The sequence below is a fragment of the Shewanella sp. S1-49-MNA-CIBAN-0167 genome (genome assembly GCF_040310145.1).
In the GTDB taxonomy this organism is placed as follows: Bacteria; Pseudomonadota; Gammaproteobacteria; order Enterobacterales; family Shewanellaceae; genus Shewanella; species Shewanella psychromarinicola.
In genome coordinates, this window is sequence record NZ_JBEOPO010000005.1 from 84,782 (window position 1) to 105,364 (window position 20,583).

At 42.2% G+C, this 20,583-nt stretch carries 18 protein-coding genes and 2 pseudogenes; 10 read left to right on the top strand and 10 right to left on the bottom strand.

Annotated features, from left to right (window positions below):
* Nucleotides 1-29 precede the first annotated feature (29 nt).
* Nucleotides 30-167, top strand: a complete 138-nt coding sequence (locus AAEZ00_RS03590; RefSeq protein WP_351075574.1) for a hypothetical protein — start codon at nucleotides 30-32, stop codon at nucleotides 165-167.
* A 117-nt stretch (nucleotides 168-284) separates the two neighbouring features.
* Here AAEZ00_RS03590 and AAEZ00_RS03595 read toward each other — a convergent pair.
* Nucleotides 285-464, bottom strand: a pseudogene (locus AAEZ00_RS03595) (helix-turn-helix domain-containing protein); the annotation flags it as partial.
* Nucleotides 465-570: 106 nt separating this feature from the next.
* Here AAEZ00_RS03595 and AAEZ00_RS03600 point away from each other — a divergent pair.
* Nucleotides 571-708 carry a hypothetical protein gene (locus AAEZ00_RS03600; RefSeq protein WP_164839409.1) on the top strand — a complete coding sequence of 46 codons (138 nt, stop codon included), beginning with the start codon at nucleotides 571-573 and terminating at the stop codon, nucleotides 706-708.
* Nucleotides 709-875: 167 nt separating this feature from the next.
* Here the strand turns inward: AAEZ00_RS03600 and AAEZ00_RS03605 are convergent.
* A pseudogene (locus AAEZ00_RS03605) lies at nucleotides 876-1,016 on the bottom strand (LysR family transcriptional regulator); the annotation flags it as partial.
* A 93-nt stretch (nucleotides 1,017-1,109) separates the two neighbouring features.
* Between AAEZ00_RS03605 and AAEZ00_RS03610 the strand changes: the two are divergent.
* Nucleotides 1,110-1,262 (top strand): hypothetical protein, encoded by a 153-nt coding sequence (locus AAEZ00_RS03610; protein WP_335687566.1) that lies wholly within the window; start codon nucleotides 1,110-1,112, stop codon nucleotides 1,260-1,262.
* A gap of 135 nt (nucleotides 1,263-1,397) precedes the next feature.
* Here the strand turns inward: AAEZ00_RS03610 and AAEZ00_RS03615 are convergent, their stop codons facing one another.
* The 7 genes from AAEZ00_RS03615 to serA form a co-directional block, all read right to left on the bottom strand.
* Entirely contained in the window at nucleotides 1,398-1,829 is a 432-nt protein-coding gene (locus AAEZ00_RS03615) for a nitrate reductase cytochrome c-type subunit (RefSeq protein ID WP_124013999.1), read from the bottom strand.
* A 98-nt stretch (nucleotides 1,830-1,927) separates the two neighbouring features.
* A complete protein-coding gene (napA, locus tag AAEZ00_RS03620) occupies nucleotides 1,928-4,411 on the bottom strand; it encodes a nitrate reductase catalytic subunit NapA (protein WP_101032888.1) in 2,484 nt (827 codons plus the stop codon).
* A 731-nt stretch (nucleotides 4,412-5,142) separates the two neighbouring features.
* Nucleotides 5,143-6,321, bottom strand: a complete 1,179-nt coding sequence (locus AAEZ00_RS03625; RefSeq protein WP_124014000.1) for a lipocalin-like domain-containing protein — start codon at nucleotides 6,319-6,321, stop codon at nucleotides 5,143-5,145.
* A complete protein-coding gene (locus AAEZ00_RS03630; protein WP_124014001.1) occupies nucleotides 6,318-8,891 on the bottom strand; it encodes an ABC transporter permease in 2,574 nt (857 codons plus the stop codon). The genes AAEZ00_RS03625 and AAEZ00_RS03630 overlap by 4 nt, the downstream gene beginning before the upstream one ends.
* 5 nt (nucleotides 8,892-8,896) lie before the next feature.
* Nucleotides 8,897-9,604 carry an ABC transporter ATP-binding protein gene (locus AAEZ00_RS03635; protein ID WP_101032885.1) on the bottom strand — a complete coding sequence of 236 codons (708 nt, stop codon included), beginning with the start codon at nucleotides 9,602-9,604 and terminating at the stop codon, nucleotides 8,897-8,899.
* Nucleotides 9,605-9,787: 183 nt separating this feature from the next.
* Nucleotides 9,788-10,750: a tRNA-modifying protein YgfZ gene (ygfZ, locus tag AAEZ00_RS03640; RefSeq protein WP_124014002.1), complete on the bottom strand. Its 963-nt coding sequence runs from the start codon at nucleotides 10,748-10,750 to the stop codon at nucleotides 9,788-9,790.
* A gap of 166 nt (nucleotides 10,751-10,916) precedes the next feature.
* Nucleotides 10,917-12,146: a phosphoglycerate dehydrogenase gene (serA, locus tag AAEZ00_RS03645; RefSeq protein ID WP_101032883.1), complete on the bottom strand. Its 1,230-nt coding sequence runs from the start codon at nucleotides 12,144-12,146 to the stop codon at nucleotides 10,917-10,919.
* A 180-nt stretch (nucleotides 12,147-12,326) separates the two neighbouring features.
* On the opposite strand from serA, the gene AAEZ00_RS03650 reads away from it, so the two are divergent.
* From AAEZ00_RS03650 to AAEZ00_RS03665, 4 genes are all read left to right on the top strand, one after another.
* Nucleotides 12,327-12,947 carry a DUF2238 domain-containing protein gene (locus AAEZ00_RS03650; protein WP_101034750.1) on the top strand — a complete coding sequence of 207 codons (621 nt, stop codon included), beginning with the start codon at nucleotides 12,327-12,329 and terminating at the stop codon, nucleotides 12,945-12,947.
* A 485-nt stretch (nucleotides 12,948-13,432) separates the two neighbouring features.
* Entirely contained in the window at nucleotides 13,433-14,101 is a 669-nt protein-coding gene (locus AAEZ00_RS03655; protein ID WP_101032882.1) for a helix-turn-helix transcriptional regulator, read from the top strand.
* A 164-nt stretch (nucleotides 14,102-14,265) separates the two neighbouring features.
* On the top strand, nucleotides 14,266-14,703 hold the full coding sequence (locus tag AAEZ00_RS03660) for a PaaI family thioesterase (protein WP_101032881.1): 438 nt from the start codon (nucleotides 14,266-14,268) through the stop codon (nucleotides 14,701-14,703).
* A gap of 204 nt (nucleotides 14,704-14,907) precedes the next feature.
* Nucleotides 14,908-15,150, top strand: coding sequence for a YgjV family protein (locus AAEZ00_RS03665; RefSeq protein ID WP_101032880.1), 243 nt, complete (start codon nucleotides 14,908-14,910; stop codon nucleotides 15,148-15,150).
* Between the two features lie 724 nt (nucleotides 15,151-15,874).
* Here the strand turns inward: AAEZ00_RS03665 and AAEZ00_RS03670 are convergent.
* Entirely contained in the window at nucleotides 15,875-17,359 is a 1,485-nt protein-coding gene (locus AAEZ00_RS03670) for a CYTH domain-containing protein (RefSeq protein WP_351088341.1), read from the bottom strand.
* A 236-nt stretch (nucleotides 17,360-17,595) separates the two neighbouring features.
* Between AAEZ00_RS03670 and AAEZ00_RS03675 the strand changes: the two genes are divergently transcribed.
* The 3 genes from AAEZ00_RS03675 to AAEZ00_RS03685 all read left to right on the top strand — a co-directional run bounded on the left by AAEZ00_RS03675 (nucleotide 17,596) and on the right by AAEZ00_RS03685 (nucleotide 20,291).
* Nucleotides 17,596-18,276 carry a TIGR00153 family protein gene (locus AAEZ00_RS03675; protein WP_351088342.1) on the top strand — a complete coding sequence of 227 codons (681 nt, stop codon included), beginning with the start codon at nucleotides 17,596-17,598 and terminating at the stop codon, nucleotides 18,274-18,276.
* Nucleotides 18,277-18,301: 25 nt separating this feature from the next.
* Nucleotides 18,302-19,570 carry an inorganic phosphate transporter gene (locus AAEZ00_RS03680; RefSeq protein ID WP_101032877.1) on the top strand — a complete coding sequence of 423 codons (1,269 nt, stop codon included), beginning with the start codon at nucleotides 18,302-18,304 and terminating at the stop codon, nucleotides 19,568-19,570.
* Nucleotides 19,571-19,709: 139 nt separating this feature from the next.
* Nucleotides 19,710-20,291, top strand: coding sequence for a TIGR04211 family SH3 domain-containing protein (locus AAEZ00_RS03685; protein WP_124014005.1), 582 nt, complete (start codon nucleotides 19,710-19,712; stop codon nucleotides 20,289-20,291).
* Nucleotides 20,292-20,583 lie beyond the last annotated feature (292 nt).

Genomic DNA, 20,583 nt, shown 5'->3' on the forward strand with positions numbered 1-20,583 from the left:
TGAACTAGTTAACAAAACGGGGAATACCAATGAAATCAATTTCTAATTTATGGGTCGGTGCGTTGTGGCAAGCCGCCATGCCGCTTGAAAATGAAGCGCAAGCATTACCGGTTACGCAGATAGCTCGAACTGTGCCAGAAACGCCATTTCACAAAACATCAAAATAAAAAAACCAGCCTAGGCTGGTTTTTTTAGCTTTTTTGTGATGTTAGTTAACCATGTTAGCGGCCAATGCTGGATCGGTTAACCATGCCACTTCAACAGAAGTGGCATTGCTCAAGTCATCGCCCTGTCTGAGTTAGCTCAACCTTTTGATTGTTCCTAATCAGCAATTTCTCACCCAAATTGTTTTCTAAACGCTGGATAAGTTTTGTGAGTGTCGGGTGAGTCATAAAGCCTTTTTCTGCCGCCTGGGTAAAGTTTTCAGTTTTAACTAGCGTCATAAAGTTCTGTAAGCTACTGATTTAAAAGTTCATGCTGAAATGGAATCCATATTATAGTATTAATTCATTTTACGGATGAAGCATAAAAGATTACTTTGAACTCGTTAACTGACACGGAGAACAACCAATGAAATCAATTTCTAATTTATGGGTCGGTGCGTTGTGGCAAGCCGCCATGCCGCTTGAAAATGAAGCGCAAGCATTACCGGTTACGCAGACAGCTCGAACGGTGCCAGAAACGCCATTCCACAAAACATCAAAATAAAAAAACCAGCCTAGGCTGGTTTTTTTTAGCTTTTTTGTGATGCTGGTTAACCGTGTTAGCGGCCAATGCTGAATCAGTAACCATGCCACTTAACAGAAATGGCATTGCTCAAGTCATTGCCCTGCCTGAGCTAGCTCAACCTTTTGATTGTTCCAGATAAGCCATTACTCGCGGATATTATCTTTGAAATGCTGAATGATTTTGGTCGGTGTCGGTTGGGTTATAAAGCCTTTTTATGTCGCCCGTATAAAGTTTTCAGTTTCAACTAAAGTCAGAAAACTCTGCAAGTTCTTGATTGGAATGTTCATGCCTAAATAGAATCCACTCTATGATAATTATTCATTTTACCTATGAAGCATAAAAGATTACTTTGAACTCGTTAACAAAAATGAGGAATGGCAATGAAATCAACTTCAAGTTTATGGGTCGGCGCATTATGGCAAGCGGCGATGCCTGAGAAAGATGAGATCCAATCATATAATGTATCACAAACTGCAGCAGAACCGAGTGCGCAGTCTGTCCAGCACAAATCTCAAACAATAAAACCAGCTTAGGCTGGGTTTTTTTTAAGCATTTTTTGCTATGCGAGTTGACAGCATTATCTACACATTTTGAATAGATAAAAAAAGCCACTTCAATAGAAGTGGCTTTTTTAAATTGAAGCTAGAAGGACGTTATGCCCTCGTGGCTTACTTGGTTGTAAATGTGTTTTCCACTAGTTCCTGTTTATTGTTTGCTTGGGCAACATGACACTGTACACAGAAGTAGTTCATGCCATTTAATGTGCCTTTGTCATCGACTACGTGTGATTTTGCCACTGGCGTTGCTTTCATTCTTTTGGCTTTGTCCCAAGCATGGCATGTCAAACAGCCGTTTTTATCTGTGGTGATACGATAGCTGTCTTTATGAGGGATCAGCGGCGGTTGCTGGGCAAAGCTGCGTGGGATAGCTTTTCCTCGAGTAGGATAAGTTGCCATAGCATCGGCTGGCGAATTGTCGTTTATGGCGACGTTACCTGCACGAGACTCTACTTGAACAGGGGTGCTGTCTGCTAAAGCTTGCTGTCCAGAATAGGCGTTAAGGCTTAATAGTATAGCCGCGACGCTAAGTAGTTTTTTCATTTTCATCTCCGTTACATCCTAATGAATGTAGAAATTGAGCATCATAGCTGTCATGGCTGAATCACCCAATGACAGCAGCAGTGAATATAAAAGGCGTATTAAGCTTTAAATATTTTCACTGGACACTTCTTGAAGTCAGTTTCTTTTGATAAGGGATCCGTTGCATCTAACAGCAGCTTGTTCACTAATTGCTTGGCGTCGAAGAATGGCATGAATACCACGCCTCTTGGCGGCTTATTACGGCCTTTGGTTTCCACTCTGGTGTTGATTTCACCGCGCGGAGAGGCAACGGTAACTTCATCTCCTTGGGCTAAACCGCGCGCCTTAGCGTCTGCTGGATGCATAAAGACCTGAGCACTTGGCATGGCTTTATGCAGTTCCGGTACTCGAGCGGTCATTGACCCTGTATGCCAATGCTCTAGAACTCGCCCGGTGGACATCCACAGATCAAACTCTTCATTAGGCTCTTCTGCAGCGGGTTCATAAGGCAATGCAAATATAACGGCTTTACCATCTGGTTTACCGTAAAAATTGAAGCCTTCACCTTTTTTGACGTAGGGATCGCTACCTTCAACAAAGCGACGAGTGGTTTCTTTACCATTGACGACCGGCCAACGTAATCCTCGTGTTTGGTGATAAGTGTCAAAGTCGGCTAAATCGTGCGCATGTCCGCGGCCAAATTGAGCATATTCTTCGAAAATACCTTTCTGTAGATAAAAGCCAAAGTGTTCATTTTCATCGTTATAAGTACCTTTACAATCGCTTACTGGGAACTTATTGATTACGCCATTAGCAAATAGCACTTCATACAAGGTTTTATCGGCTAGCTCAGGTTGCTTAGCGATTAACTCTGCTGGCCAGACTTCACTAACTTTAAAGCGCTTAGAGAATTCAACCAGCTGCCATAAATCTGACTTAGACCCTTCAGGCGTTGGTACGAGCTGATGCCAAAAATGAGTGCGACGTTCCGCATTACCATATGAGCCTTCTTTTTCAACCCACATTGCGGTTGGCAGAATTAAGTCAGCAGCCATTGCGGTGATGGTCGGGTAGGGATCTGAGACCACAATGAAGTTTTCTGGGTTACGAAAACCAGGGTAAATTTCATCATTAATATTAGGGCCTGCCTGCATGTTATTTGTACACATGGTCCAATAACAGTTTAATTTACCATCTTTGAGCATGCGACTTTGCTGTACTGCATGGTACCCAGGTTTGGCGGGAATGGTACCCGCTGGGACTTGCCATAGTTTTTCAGTGATTTCACGATGTTTAGGATTTTTTACTACCATATCAGCAGGTAGACGATGCGAGAACGTCCCTACTTCACGGGCAGTACCACACGCTGATGGTTGACCTGTTAGTGAAAATGGACTGTTGCCTGGAGTGGCTATTTTTCCGGTTAATAAGTGAATGTTGTAGAGCATATTGTTGGCCCACACACCACGAGTATGTTGGTTAATACCCATGGTCCATAAGCTCATTATTTTAATGTCAGGATCGGCATAGGCTTTTGCCATAATTTCTAGATTTTCAACCGGAACGCCGCTCATTTCTGACGCGTATTCAGCTGTATAAGTACTGACAAATTTGGCATAGTCTTCAAAGCTAATGGGTGTAGAGCTCCCGTTACCTGAATTTTTGGCTTTCTTTTCCAACGGGTGTTCTGGGCGCAGGCCGTAACCAATGTCAGTGGTACCTAAAGCAAATTTAGTGTGTTTGCTGACAAAGTCTTTGTTCACTGCTTTGTTTTGAATAATGTAGTTGGCAATATAGTTTAAGATGACTAAGTCTGTCTGCGGCTTAAACACCATGGCATTGTCTGCTAAGTCAAAGCTGCGGTTTTCATAGGTAGAAAGCACATGTACGCGGGCATCTTTATGGCTTAATCGACGATCAGTTAGGCGCGCCCATAAGATGGGGTGCATTTCTGCCATGTTGGCGCCCCACAATACAAAGTGATCAGCCGCTTCTAAGTCATCATAGCAACCCATAGGTTCATCAATACCAAAGGTACGCATAAAGCCACCCACAGCAGATGCCATACAATGGCGTGCATTAGGGTCAATATTGTTGGTTAAAAAGCCCGCTTTGTGGAGCTTAGATGCCGCGTAGCCTTCCCAAATAGTCCATTGACCCGAACCAAACATGCCGACTGATGTAGGGCCTTTTTTGGCAATACTGGCTTTCCATTTTTCGGCCATCGTATCAAAAGCAACATCCCAACTTACAGGGGTAAAATCGCCTTCTTTATCATACTTACCATCTTTCATTCTGAGTAATGGCGAGGTTAATCTGTCCTTGCCATACATGATTTTGGATAAGAAATAACCTTTAATACAATTTAAGCCTTTGTTAACAGGGCTTTCTGGGTCACCTTGGGTGGCAACAATTTTACCATTTCGTGTTCCCACTAAAACGCTACAGCCTACACCGCAAAAGCGACATGGGGCTTTATCCCATTTTATTTCACTTTTACCTTCAGCTGCTTGAACGATATTAATTGGAATAGCGATACCCACGGCCGACGCTGCTGCGGCAGCGGCGTTGGCTTTTAAAAACTCGCGACGACTGATGCTCATGGTGTTCCTCACTCTTAGAATGTTGTTCTTGTTTCGTGATAGTCATTGGAGGTGACGTGATAGAGTGAGTCTAGACCTTACTAACGACATGGGTATACCTCCGAATGGGTATAGTGGTTAATAGTTGTGCAAGGTCACATTTTTCAGCGTGATGTAAATCTCATTTCTATAATTAGGGATATGCTGTTTTAGAGTTTGCTTGTAAAGCTTCTCATGCTTGAAATGCAGGGTTTTTAGGTGATGAAAGCTAATATATGCGAGGAGATAAAAAGGGAGTGGGTATATTATATGGCTTTACAGCAGTAAAGGTTATGCTCTTAATAGGTATTAAGCGACTAAAAGCCTAGATTCTAGGACGCTGCGTGGCTAGATCCTATAACATCTAGGTAGCAAGCGATATCGAGCGATGACATACGATAACAAGCGACGTCCAGGGATAACAAGCGATAACGAGCGATAACGAGCGATGTTCAGGGATAACAAGCGATGACATGCGATAACGAGCGATGTCCAGAGATAGCAAGCGATGACATACGATAACGAGCGATGTCCAGAGATAGCAAGCGATGACATACGATAACGAGCGATGTCTAGAGATAGCAAGTGATGACATACGATAACAAGCGAATAAACGAAAAAGCTGAAGCATAGAGCCTATAAAATCTTAGCAGCGAAGCGGTCTCTAGCAGCAAAGCGACACTAGAACCTAGTTGCTAGGACGCTGCGTGGCGTTAGCGATAACCAGTCAACTCCATATATCCCTTTCCTTGGTGACTGCCGGCAATGGTAATAGGGCCTTCCCAATATGAGGTCGACACTAACATGTCACTGTTAGGGTTGAGTGCTTGGGCGGTAATGTCTATTGCTTCACTCTTGATGCCAATACGCCACGCAATAGGATGATAGCCTAATGCTGTTTGTTGCCACTGAGTCGGTTCCATTGAGATATCATTGGGATTATCTTTACTGTTGATATTGCGACCACTGCCATCGGCAAACATTCTTCTGGCACTGTAAAAGTTATCCTTGTTAGTTTGTCCGCGCAGCCTAAACACCATCAGTGTTGAATCATCGTCTAAACGCAGTGAAAACCAGTCCCAGCCCTGTTGGGCTTTGGTTAAAAATTGTGAGCTCCATTCGCGGTCAAGCCAAGCTTTACCGCTGACTTTTTCGGTAACACCATGACGGGTAATTTGGCCTGTGACATCGATAAAGGGCTGGCTGTAGTAGTAAGACGCGACACTTTGGTCGGCACTTTTACTGCTATAACCTTGCTTGCCTTGTAATTGCAGAGGTTGTTGACTGTTTAGCTGTAATTGGTAGCTAAATTGATCATTGTTTACCTTGAGCGTGGCTGGGAATAGGTCGTTAGATTGACTCTGCCATTGCCAGTTTTGTAAATGCACTTGAAATGGTTGCGGTTCAACACCAGCAAGTTGAGGGTGAGCGCGCGACCATTTCTCGGCGATTAAATGTTCAGCTGCAGATGTGACTGCGGCGTGGGCCATATACAGCTGATCCGTTGCCCATGCAGGAGGACGATTCATTGATAACTCGGGGGATGGCAGCGCAGGTGATTGCGCAGTAGACGATGGTGTTTTTGGTGCCAGCGCGATACGGAACTGGGTCCATTGTACCCCTACGTCCTCGCCTTTAGTGGTGGTTAAATTGGCCGTTAAATACCACCATTCAATTTTAAAGCCATCATGGGCTAGATGATCCGCTGGAAACACTAAATTGTGATCGGGTAATACTTGTTGATATCCCGTACTTTGGCTTGCGGTCATATTGGCTATGGTGGATGACGTGTGCTCAGATGACGGGTCTGAACAGCCACTTATCAGTATCATTAAGCCGATCAGCAGTGTGCTAAGCTTGGCATATAAGGTGATCTGCTTGGCGTTATTCATAAGACTTCCTGCTGCAGGCTTGATATCAATGGTTTGCGGGTTTGCCAATACAAAGGCAGGCACACGGCAATGACGCTGCTGGCTAGTGCAATCAGCACTACTTGAGCATAAGCTTGCCAATCCCATACCATGGCTATCGTCCAACCAAAGGCTTGTAGGGTCACTTTATTGATCAACAAATAGCCCAATAGTGCACCTGTGGGCATGGCTAATAAACAGGTTAAAAATACAATGATCAGCATTTGGGATAACACCATTACCCGCAGTTGCTGGCGGTTGACACCTAAAGCGTATAAGCGGGCTAATGGCGCCAGCCGTGCTTGAGTTAACATGATGCACGCGCTAAACAAACCAATAGCTGCGACCAGTAATGTGAGGCTATTCAACACCACAGTAATTGAAAAGGTACGCTTGAAAATCTCGATGGCTTGTGATTTTATGCCTTGCTGGCTATACATTTGAGCGGATGAAATCCCCAAGGTTTGAGTGAGTTGTTGCTGTATCTCGTTTAGCTCGCCAGCATAAATTATCGCTAAGCTGATAGGCTTGATAGGTAGCTTATTCGTTTGCCAAGTGAGGTGATGGATAATGGCTTCGCCCATGGGATTACCATAGTCATAATAAATGGCTCCCACTGTCATAGATGAGGCGGTTAAACGGTCAATTTGTACCTTACTGCCAAGTTGTAGGTTCAATTTAATGGCTAATGGTTCGCTTATCATTATGCTGTTGTTCGCGCCAAAATCTTGCCAGAATTGTGGTATTTGGCCTTTAAAAATAGTGGTGTTTTTGAGCGAGTATATATCACGGCTAATCAGCGAAATAGGAGTATTGGTCGATGTCGGCTCAATTTCTGCAGTAGGCGTCCTTGATGAGCTCAGAGCTGCAGAACTTATTATTGCTGAGGTTTTCCATTGCTGATAAACCCCGGTGACTTTGGGTTGTTGTTGTAAAAAACCCTCCAGTTTACTCATGTCGCTTGGATTAGGTATGATGTATAAATCGGCATGTAAACGGGCGTTTAACCATTGTTTTAAGGTGATTTCAAAGCTACCTACTAAGGTGTTCATAGAGATATTGGCACAAATAGCCAACAACATCGCCATCATAGCTAACGATAATGGAGCAATGATATCTTTAGTTTCAGCAACCCCATATTGCCATAGGCCTTTAGGAAATAAGGGCGTAATAAGAGTGAGCATGCTACCCAATAATTGGGGCAGTAATAAAGGAATCGCAATAGTGACGACACCGAGTAAAGCTAAACTATATCGGTAATTTTCAGTCAGATTAAATAGCAGATACGCGCCAAGTAACATGACGACACCAAGGTAGAATTGTTTACGATGTAAACGACGGTAGTGGCGCTCTTGTTTATGGGTGCCTTGGGCTAAAGGAGTGTTTATCAAGTTGGTTAACATGGGGATGCAGGCGCCCATTGCCGAAGCCAAGGTTAAGCCAAAAGCTTGTAAAAACCATGACCATTGCCATATTCCAGGCATTAATCGAGCGTCGTAAAGTTGTTCTAATGTCAGCGCAACCATGGGCTGCAGCCATTGTGAAAGTTGTAAACCAGTAATAAAGCCAATGATGCAGCCAATCAGTACCAATATGAGTAATTCGCACAAAAGCGCGATCATTAAGCTGAATTTATCAATACCTTGCTGCATTAATTGGACAAATAACTTTTGCCGTTTCATTAAGCTATAACGAACCCCGTTATAGGCAATAAATAACCCAACAACAAATGCTAACATGCTCATGGCATTTAAATTTAAATGAAAGCTCTCGGTCAAAGCGCCTAGTGCCTCACCTGTGTCTACTGTAGTGATATTGATTCGGTTGGTATCGATACCGGCGGCTAATAACGTTTGCTTAATAGATTGCTCAAACGAAGGAGGGTTATCGGGCGAAAGTACCTCAGTGGCCGTTGTCGTAGGAGCAAATACCGCGATATAACTTAATTTTCCCTGCATGTTCAGCAGGGGCTGCGCCAGAGACATATCCATTAATAAGGCGCTACCCAACCCCAATTTGTCGTCGACCTGTAGCACATTAAGCTTAATGTTATTAAGCGTGAAGTCGCCATTAGGGGCGATGCGCTTAGCTTGGCTTTGGCTCATCATAATGGTGGGCTGACCATTAAGCAGCTGGCTTAAATCGATGGTCGATGAGGTTAAACTGGCACTTGAGATTGTGGTGTTTTTTGCACTATGTGCTAGCGCTGACACCACATCGCTACCCGTGACTTGCCACAATTGGCCATCAGGGCTGGTCGCCAATCCTTCTATAATCGCTAGACTGTCTATTCCCGCTTGAGATAGGGCAAAATAAACCTGTTCATTGATATCACTGCTGCTGTTATTGCTCAGGTTAAAACTGGCCCGTTGGCTTAATAATTCGGTGGCGCTACTGTAGCTTTGTATGGCATTTTCGTTAGTTGCTTTGACGCCAATCAGTAAGGTGACGGCGAGTATAATACCGATTAAAATGGCGCTCGCTTGTATGGGTGAGTGCTTATAGTGGCGGTAAAAAACCTGTAAGCAGAGACGGACGTTAATTAGTGACATGGCAATCACTCATAAGCTAATGGGGTGATGTTGCGCAGATGCTCTATGCTACCACCGTGTAAATGAAGGTGAGTTTGCATAAAGTCAGCACATTGCTGGCTATGGGTCACCATCACCACGCAGGTATTAGCTTGCTTGGCCAGTGAGGTCAGTAGCGTCATGACTTGCAATCCGGCTTGTTGGTCTAAATTACCTGTGGGCTCGTCGGCAAGCAATAAAGGCGGTTTATGGGCTAAGGCTCTGGCAATTGCGACACGTTGCTGTTGCCCACCGGATAAATTCTCTACCTTACGTTGAAGTAACGAACTTATGTCCAGTTGTTCGCAGAGCTCATCGCACCATGGCGTCCATTTTTGGCCATTCATTGCCAATGAAAAGATGATATTGTCACGCACATTAAGTGGCGTCAGTAAATTAAATTGCTGAAAGACGACCCCAAGATATTGACGGCGGTATTGACTCCATTGCTTATCTTTCCAGGGCGTTACCGATTGTTTCTGGCCATCGATATGAATGAATAATTCGCCGCTGTCGATAGTCTCAAAGCCGCCAATGATATTAAGTAAGGTACTTTTACCACTGCCACTAGGGCCCATAAGGGCAACGGTTTGCCCTTGGTATAACGTCAGATTGACTTGATTGAGCACAGAATGGAATGACTCGCCATCGCGAAACCCTTTATTAATATTTTCTAAGGTAACGAGAGGTTCCATAGTGACTCCATAACTGATGAATGTAATGAGTTATTTGGGTTTAATGAATTTATTTAATTCGTTAACAATATTAATCATATACCTAATATGAGTCAAATAGATCGCCTTGGCTATAAAAAAACAAAAAGCGAACCCAAGGTTCGCTTTTGTAGATGTATTTAGTCGGTTAATAATATGAGTTAATTAGGCATCTGCTAAAGAATACGGCAACTCGATAATAGATAGCTGTGAGCTTTCATCTCCAGCAAGACGAAGTTGAGCGTTGTTTTCGGTATCATTTGGTAGTACCGCTGTAAGCAGTACTTTATCGCCATATTGGACGCACTCAATAATATTACCGCCACGACGGAAACCGTCATCAAGCGCAATTTCTAACGTAGTGTCAGTGGTGATTTTTTGATTGCTGGTACCGGACAAAATATACAAAGCGCGTTTATTACCACCGCGGTATTTCATTCTAGCAATCGTTTCTTGGCCCATGTAACAGCCTTTAGTAAAGCTGATGCCATTAATGGCTTGTAAGTTACACATTTGTGCTACGTACTGGCCTGAATGAGCGGCATCAATGTTGGGATAACCGGCTTTAATTTCTAATGCTTGCCATGCACTGGCATCAAACAATGTTTGACCCGATTGGTTGATGATTATTTCGGCTGCGGCTGATTTAATAATGGCAATAAAACGATCTCCATCGCGAATGATTACGCCCTGATCTACAAAGTTAAGTGTTTGCGATACATCGCCAAAATGTTCAGTAGCAAAGGCTTGTGCCTCTGCTCCAGCTATGCCGATTATGTGGTAGTCATCACTGACATCAGCCAGTTCAGCTTTACTAAATACCGCGTATTTTTGTAAATGTGGTAAATCTAAACTCAAGGCACTTTTGGGCAGTAACATGAATAAGCTATCGCCCACAGCAAATGTTCGGAAACTGGCAAGCATTTTACCTTTAGGGTCGCAATGCGCGCCCCATTTCCACTCGTATGTACCAAGAGAGGTAATGTCTGTAGTGACTTGGCCTTGAATAAAGCTACGCCCTTGCTCTCCGGTGATTTCGATTAATCCCATATGAGCTAAACTTGATAACATTAATGCAGGAGATGTGGCGATGAAATCCCAATCTGGTTGGTTTACTGAAATAGTCATAACTATCCCTAAGCTGAGAATAAGACGGTATGCTTGGAGTGTAACGGAATAATACAATGCTCAACAGGGGGCAAGGTTTTAAAAGCCAATAAAAAAGCTACCTTTTGAGCAAGGTAGCTTTTCGAGTAAGCCAATTAACCTGAGTTAATCCATTGCGAAGCAAAAGTTAAAATAATACTCGCGCACGGATAGTGCCTTCGATTGACTTCAACTCAACTAATGCTTCTTCGGCTTGGTCTGAATCAACTTCCATTACCACATAACCAATTTGAGCAGTAGTCTGTAGGTATTGTGCGGCAATGTTAATGTGCTTCTCTGAAAACGCTTGGTTGATTTTGATCAACACACCAGGACGGTTATGGTGAATATGCAATAAGCGTGAAGTACCACTATGTTGAGATAATGACACTTCAGGGAAGTTCACTGCAGATAAGGTTGAGCCATTATCTGAGTATTTCACTAGCTTGCCAGCCACTTCAACCCCGATATTTTCTTGTGCTTCTGCAGTACTGCCGCCAATGTGTGGCGTGAGCAATACGTTGTCTAAACCTCGAAGTGGAGTGATGAATTCATCATCATTAGACTTAGGTTCAACCGGGAATACGTCAATTGCTGCGCCAGCAAGATGCTCAGATTTTAGCGCTTGGGCTAGGTCTTCAATATCAACCACGGTGCCGCGGGAGGCATTGATAAAGAAACTGCCTTGGCGCATTTTAGCAAATTCAGCCTTAGCGAACATGTCTTTGGTTTGTGGCGTTTCGGGTACATGCAGGCTGACAACATTGGCCTGAGCCAATAACTCATCCATAGAGCGAACTTGTGAGGCATTACCTAACGGTAATTTATCTTCAATATCAAAGAAAATCACTCTCATGCCTATGGTTTCAGCTAAAATACCTAGCTGAGTACCGATATGACCATAACCAACAACACCTAAGGTTTTACCACGGACTTCAACACTGCCATTGGCGCTTTTTAGCCAACCGCCGCGATGTGAAATCGCATTACGCTGCGGAATACCACGCATTAACATGATGATCTCACCAATCACCAATTCTGCAACACTACGCGTGTTGGAAAATGGCGCGTTGAAGACCGGAATACCCAATTGTTCAGCTGTCGATAAATCGACTTGATTAGTCCCAATACAGAAGCAACCAATAGCAGCTAGTTTTTCTGCATGATGTAATACTTCAGCTGTCAGTTGCGTGCGTGAGCGTAAACCAACAAAATGCGCATCTTTGATTGAAACCAGTAATGCAGCTTCGCCGAGTGAGGCTTTGTGATATTCAATATTGGTGTAACCTGAACGTTCTAGTACATCGACCGCAGTTTGGTGGACGCCCTCCAACAGCAGGATTTTAATCTTATCCTTGTCAAGCGAATGTTTCGCCATGATATGGGTACCCTCTTATCATTAAATGGTGCTTATGCTAATGCTTATACTAACAGTTATGATATAAATGCAGACTTCCGACGCAATACCAAAGTAGCACTTTTTTTAGGGCTTGTGGAGGGCTAGATGGCTGAAGGAATATTTTTAATTGAGAACAATATCGCAGAAGAGGAATTTTCGATGAAAAAAGGTGTGATATGGATAACAATTTATCTGTTGGTATTGTTGTGGTCGCTGATAAACCCTAAAGATATGTTTACTTGGTGGCTGGAAGCCATCCCTGCATTACTCGCATTACCGATATTGTTTTTTAGTCGTAAAAGCTTTCCGCTAACCCCGTTAGCTTATGGCCTTATTCTAGTGCATTGTTGTGTGTTATTTGTGGGAGCTCGTTACACCTATGCTGAAGTACCATTATTTGACTGGCTAGCTCAACTGATGGGCAGTGAGCGAAACAATTACGATAAAGTCGGCCATTTTGCCCAAGGTTTTATTCCGGTGATATTGGCGCGTGAAATTTTTATCCGTAAGCAGGTGATACAAATAGGTGCTTGGTGCCAGTTTTTAGCGGTATGTTTTGTGCTCGCATTTTCAGCTTTTTATGAATTAGTTGAATGGTGGGTCGCCATTGCTACTGGCGAAAATGCGGAGGCTTTTTTAGGCACTCAAGGGTATGTTTGGGATACTCAATCTGACATGTTTTTAGCATTAATTGGTGGCGTGTGTGGCGTATTGTTGCTTTCATCTCTTCATAACAAACAGATAGCGACCAAAATGGCGGTCAATAACCATTTGGTGTGACTGCGCAGGCTGGGCTTATCGTGGCATAAAAGGCATCATAAAATAGCTAAATTTGGCTGCTAGCCTGAGAATTAATTAATGGCTTTAAGCGAATGTAAAGTATGAGGCTTATCAGTCTTGAATTAGTGATAAAGTCTATGGCAAGTCAGTCAAACTTACTATTAATACTTTAGACTTACATAATAGCCATAATAACCAGCAAATTTTTACTATGCTTGCTGTATAGAAAGGTTTTTATCATAACAGTAGCTATTGAGAGTGACCGATTAACCACGATTATCTAATCTGTCGGTTAATCCATTTACAAGATAAGGCGATTAACTAATAACCAAATAAAATGTTCTAAATATAAAGAGATGAAAGTAAACTATCTGCTCTGCCTAGTTCTGAAGGCTAGTAAATGAGTTCCATTTACGTATAGTATATAACCTCAGGATGTGATCAAGGTATGTTGAGCAATAATGTACTTTTCAGGGAGAAGAGTGATGAGTTCGAATATCGATGAGTTGGTGTTCTTGCACCAAATCGCAGCACCTTGCCATTTAGCTATTTTGGCTGAATCTATCGGGTTAAAAACTCGCATTGTAAAACATGCGGCTGAGCTTGAGTTAGAAAAAAAATCCAATAACTTTTATCTTATTTCACAAAAGGGCGCAGCCTTAGACAGTAAAGGTATTCCGTTATTGGTGTCGCGTTTAGTCGAACATGTTCCGGTTGCTTTATATCAAGTTGAACGAGGTTCACTTGATCAAGAGTCTGCACTGCTCCAAGGCGTGCGTGGTTTATTGTACAGTGATCAACGCATGGATTTAATGCTAACGGGTTTGCGTAAAATGGTGGCTGACGAATTGTGGTACGACCGGCCATTGATCAGTAAAATCTTTAGACGTTTAGTTCAGCAGTTAGATACTCGTACTGAAATCCCTGCCGATACCGTTGCCATTCTCCAAAGGTTGACCAATCGAGAAAGAACTATTATTCAGCTTGTCTCTAGTGGCGCGCGTAATAAAGAAATTGCCCAGCGATTGTGTATTAGTGAACATACCGTTAAAGCCCATATCTCCTCTATTTTCCGTAAAACAGAGTCACGCAACCGAGTTGAGTTATTACGTTGGGCACAAACTTATCAAAGTCACTGGGAATTGGTGAGTTAACGTACTGGACGATTTATCCAATAACGACAATAACGACAATAACGACAAAAAGGAGCTTAGGCTCCTTTTTAATGGGGTGGTGTTATCTATCGCGTTTATCTTTTAAAAGCTTAAGCTAATCAGTACACTGAGCTTTCTAGTAATGATAATGATGGATATTAAGAATGAGTATTTGGTTTAAAACGGTCACTTTAGAAGATTGTGCTCGTTTGGATGCAGGGATGCAGGGAAAGGGCACCTTAATGCAAACTTTGGGCATTAAAATCACTGAAATTGGCGATGATTATATGGTCGCCACCATGCCTGCTAATCCCGCTGTGCATAATCCATTAGGGATGGTTCATGGTGGCGCGAATGTCGCACTCGCGGAAACGGTAGCCAGTTATGCTGCCAATTTTGTGGTCGATTTCACGCGCTATTATTGTGTCGGACAAGAAATCAACGCCAATCATTTAAAAGCATCACGTAATGGCGAATTAACCGCGACAGCAAAACCTGTACACATTGGCAAGCGCAGTTCTGTATGGGAAATATTAGTGCACAATAGCGCTGGCAAACTTTGCTGTATTTCAAGAATGACAGCTGCAGTTGTAGAGCGATAAGCTATAGTTAGAACAATAGCGACTAAATCTAAAGTAGATCAACATTTTAGTCTTGCTGCCTATTTATTATGTAGATAACGTTACTGCTTGTTTAATCATAATGAATGTACAAGGGCTAAGGGGAAGTGCTCGGACATTTGTTAGCTGAACAGAGTGTTTTTGGCTTCAACTTGTTTATTCAGCATCGTAATATAAGGAAAATCCATGGACAATATTAACCCTTGGGAATGGGTCGGCTACTTAGCTTCGGTCGTTGTTGCTATTTCCTTGATGATGGCGAACATCAAAAAATTACGCTGGTGGAACTTAATTGGTGCTGGATTATTTGTGGCTTACGGCCTGGCCATAGATGCATTACCCGTTGCTTTGGTTAATTTTTTTATTGTGTTAATTGATGCCTATTATTTGATTAAGTTATACCGTAAACCAACCCCGCCCACAGACTAATCATTCCTTTACTCAATGATTTAATACCAAAAAGGTAAACTGACAACGTTGGCTTTTTTATTGTCATTACACTGTTTTTTGGATTAATTTAAATAGTTTTAATCGCTTTTAACGTATTTGGCTATCTATTTTAATCATTATAATTAATCCTCTTGCGCTTCTATAATGTGTCCATCAAATGGTGGTTTGGAGTAGGAGTATTCATATGGCAACCGTTTATGACTTAATTGAACAGTGGTTAGCCGACCGCGCATAAAGAACAATAAATAACTCAAGTTAATTATTTAACCAGTCAAAACGGTGTATCGTGGCAGATGTGTAAAACGCAATGTCTGCTGGCGAAGGTGGTCCACGACGTTGACAAAATTGGTATTTAATAGAAACGCTGGCCGGCATCGTAAGTAAGCCTCCCTTAGATGTTCAGTAAAAGAGAGTGGGATCATTTCACTACAGCGGAGATAGAGCAACGCAGGATCCGTTGCCGAATAACACTATGCCGTTAAGTCTTCGCCTTGATTAAAGCAATTTGAATTCCCGCTGCATAACCAGATAATTAATACGATTGGTATTAAACAGGCTTTAGCCAAATTACAGCCATTTAGCTAAGCAATAGGCGACCATTTATACCTAAATGCTATAAATTGGTCGTCTATCAAAAACACGATAATAATCATCCTCTTACTGTTTTGCTCACAATCATTTGCTGACGCAATAATGTGTTAACTTACCAATATATAGGCACTTTTAGGGCACTTTTACGTGACTGCTCCATGGCAAACAATAAACTGGTTTCTTTATTGTCTAACCAGGTTTCAATATTAAGTTGATACTGCTCACTAAGGAACCTTAATATTTTATACGCAGATAGCGTGCTGATCCCCAACGCTAAGTCTTGCCACGGTGCACGAAAAGCCTCGCGCTTTTTGGCTTGGTACATTTCTCCATAAGCAAAGCCAACTAAGATACTTTCATCCAGTGCGTCTGCAACGTGTTGGTAATCTACGCTATTCATTTCAGATGTTATCGGCATTAATTTGCCAATACGTTTCCATGAGGCTTGTTGTAATTGGTTAGCAAACAAGCCCAGTTCTGGATAATTGCCCCATTGATGTTGACCACTTTCAGTGGTTAATAACAAATCGACTAAGGCCAATTGTAATTGACCATACTCAGGTTGTTGCCATATGGAGGCTAATTGAGTTGAAATAGACATCGAGCTGATATGGTTTTCTAGTCGTTGGCACACGAGAGGTTTATTATTGATGTTGGCAAGAAGTTTTGCGTCGTCTTGCAACAATAAGCAACAGCTTTGCAGTGGACTAACAAATATTAGCGCCTGTTCAAGATGATCAAATAATGGGCTAGTGTGCTGATTGAGTAAACCAAATTGATCTAGGGTGAGCCTGAGTAAGCGCACACAACGACGTAATTCCCCCCATAATGCTGACTGTTGTTGTTCGTCGTCATTAGAGACAGTTAACATATTTTCAATCAGTTGCCAGCGCTCAAGCCCCGTTTCTAGTATGGCGCTAAGAGTTTGCTGTAAATTATTACTTTTTGACAACGAGATGTAATCAATATTCTCGAGGGTGACGGGTTTTGATTTACCCGCAAGCTGGTAACCTCGCTGAGCTTTACTGGCCTTACCTAACCGCAAGGGCACTGATTTAGCCACTTCAATTGCCAATTCTATTAAGGCTGAAGTATCACCTGCAAGTAATTCAAATTCTAGCTCGCATATGGGATCAAGGTTATTTTTTGCAATGATTTCACCCACATCCAATGCGACCTCAACGAGGCTGTTATTGAGGTAAATATGCCAGGTTTGGCGGTTGAAATTGGTTTCAAAAATACACCCGAGTGATGCGGAGATGTTGTCGATATTATATCCTACCGGCCAAATTTTATTTGGGAAACGTGACAGGATCGGTATTTTTTGATCTATGTTGACATTATATTCGGGACGAGAGTGGATCCCTCCTACGACCCTACCTGCTGTTTTTATGGTCTGTTCGAGTTGGTTATCAAAACCTCTTACGCGTAAGCCCATATCCCAACGACGCAACTGTAAATCGTCTGTATCGAAATATCCGTTGGTGAGGTTTTTCTGGCCTTGAGGGGTCGAATTAGGGTAGTCATTCAATATTTTTTTTAATAAATCATGGTGTTGTGCTTGAATGAATAGTTTTAACTCTATTTCTGCGTCCATTGACTTTATGTTTGCCTTGTCATCAAATGTTCATTAATGCGTCATATTATCTTCATAATGTCACATTGCTGTAATAAAATTATCTTAGTATAGCGTTGCTCGCATCATATATACTGAGTAACGATAACAGAGAAACTGTCGTACGAAATTAAAAAACACAGTTTCATTATGTGTACGCTTGGGTTAACATGCGCCCGCTTTTTCCAAATTGGAATTTATTAAATAGGTAAACGGCAATGCCAGTAAACTCTATTTTAGGTGTGTTTGCAAAATCACCTCTTAAGCCTTTAGAACAGCATATCGACAAAGTACATGAGTGTGCATCACTTCTTGTTCCTTTCTTTGACGCAACTATCTCAGGTGACTGGGATGAAGCGATAAAGATACGCAAAAAAATTAGTTTGCTGGAAAAAGATGCTGACTCACTTAAACGTGAAATTCGCCTGACTCTTCCTGGTGGATTATTTATGCCTGTTGAACGGACTGACTTGCTTGAGTTATTAACTCAACAGGACAAAATCGCCAACAAGGCAAAAGATATCTCTGGCCGTATTATTGGCCGTCAATTAGTCCTTCCTCAGCCTATGCAAAAAGCTTTTGGTGCTTATCTACAACGTTGTTTAGATGCGGTATCACTTGCTAAGCGGGCTATTAACGAACTCGATGATTTGCTCGAAACCGGTTTCCGGGGTCGTCAAGTTGAGTTAGTTGCCAAAATGATCAATGAATTAGATCTTATCGAAGGCGATTCTGATGACTTGCAAATTCAATTGCGTCGTCAATTGTTTGCATTAGAAGCTGAATTGAATCCGATTGATGTAATGTTCATGTATAAAATTATCGAATGGGTTGGAGGTTTAGCAGATCTTGCTGAGTGTGTCGGTTCCCGCCTAGAGCTAATGCTAGCTCGTAACTAATTACAAAGGTTATCAAGGAAACAAAATGGTTGATGTATTAGTCACCAATGGCCCTATGCTTATTATGATAGCGGCTGCATTCGGATTTTTAATGGCATGGGGTATTGGTGCAAACGACGTAGCCAATGCAATGGGGACCTCTGTAGGTTCTAATGCCATTACCATTAAACAAGCGATTATTATTGCAATGATCTTTGAGTTCACCGGTGCATTTTTAGCCGGTGGTGAAGTCACAAGTACTATTCGTAAAGGTATTATCGACGCCAGTTATTTTACTGACGTACCAGAGTTATTGGTATACGGCATGATTGCCTCATTACTTGCTGCAGGTATTTGGTTAGTGGTAGCGTCAGCGTTAGGCTGGCCCGTTTCTACAACCCATTCGATTATTGGCGCGATTGTCGGTTTTGCCGCAGTGGGTGTCAATGCTGACGCTGTTGAATGGGGTAAGGTTGGCGGTATTATTGGCTCTTGGGTTGTGACACCCGCAATTTCGGGTTTTATTGCTTATATCATTTTCCAAAGTGTGCAAAAGCTGATTTTTGATACCGATGATCCGTTGGGAAATGCTAAGCGTTATGTGCCTTTTTACATGGCATTAGCCGGTTTTGTGATGTCTCTTGTGACCATTACCAAAGGTTTAAAGCATGTAGGCATCAATTTTTCAACCGTAGAAGCTTATCTTTTAGCGGCGGCTGTTGCGGCCGTAGTTGGTCTTTTGGGTAAAGTGGCCATTAGCCGTTTAAAAATGAGCGACAAAGCTGACCGTCAAACTCAGTATGGTAATGTTGAAAAAGTCTTCGCCATTTTAATGGTTGTAACTGCATGTTGTATGGCATTTGCACATGGTTCAAACGACGTTGCTAACGCGATTGGTCCATTAGCTGCAGTGGTTTCTGTGGTTGAAAGTGGCGGTGTTATTGGTGCTGAAGCTGTTCTAGCATGGTGGATTTTACCATTAGGCGCAGTGGGTATTGTGTTGGGGTTGGCTATTTTTGGTCAGCGTGTGATGAAAACCATTGGTAAAAACATCACCCATTTAACGCCAAGCCGTGGTTTTGCTGCTGAATTAGCTGCCGCATCGACTGTGGTTATTGCTTCTGGTACCGGTTTACCTATCTCGACCACACAAACCTTAGTGGGCGCAGTGTTAGGTGTGGGCATGGCGCGTGGTATCGCGGCAATCAATATTGGTGTGGTGCGTAACATTGTTGTGTCTTGGGTTATTACCCTGCCAGCAGGTGCTGCATTATCTATTGTGTTCTTCTTCATTATTAAGAGCATCTTTAGTTAATTTAGCCAAGACCCAATGAAGTATTAACAGAAGTGTGAGTGCGAATGCATTTAAGAAGGAAGTCATATGACTTCCTTCTTGCATTCAGAGCATTTAATAAATAGCATGACCATAAGTTTTCTGAGTTTGGATAAATACCGTGTTAAGAGTACTTTCAATCCTTATATTTTTACTTGCGCCAAGTGGCGTATTTGCGGCCCAAGCACCAACGCGTTTTATTTCTGATGATGTGTATACGTTTATTCATGGTGGACCGGGTACAGAATTTCGTATTCTTGGTAGCGTAGAAGCGGGTCAACCGATCACGTTATTGGATAATACCGATGGTGATTTCACTCAAATTATTGATCATAAAGGCCGAGAAGGCTGGGTATTAACCAGTTTAGTGACCGATCAGCCTAGTTTTCGTGAACGTTTTCCAGAGATGGAAGCCCAACTGAAGCAAGCTAATGAGCAATTAAATCAAATTACTCAAAATACTGACAATACTGAAGAATATTTAATTCTGGCTAACGAAAAGGTGACTGAATTAAACGCTGCATTAACGATAGCGGTTAAACAGCGAGATGAAGCCGAGTTAAAAGTGCAGCAAGGGGTTGATAATCGTCGTTATCAAATGTGGCAGCAAGGTGGCTTGATTGGCGGTATGGGTGCATTGATTGGTATTATATTGGTGTACTTACCGCGTCCGCAGCGTCGTAAAAATAGTCGTTGGATGTAATAATATCCGTTGATGATGAGCTTCTATAGAATCAAATCATCTTTTATGCGATTCATATCCTTGCTAAAAAGCCAACTATTCAAACGTTGGCTTTTTTTATTTCATTTTTTTCTATAAGAGTCATTCATTTTTTTATTATGTTAAATAAATATTAATTGTTACTTAACAAGCTGTTAAAAACCTTTACCTGTCAACTTTCACGTCTTATCACATTGCGCACGGATAATGCAGTGATGAAAATCAAACAATTGTTGGCAATTTTTTATCTATAGTGTCCAAGTTCACATTTTGA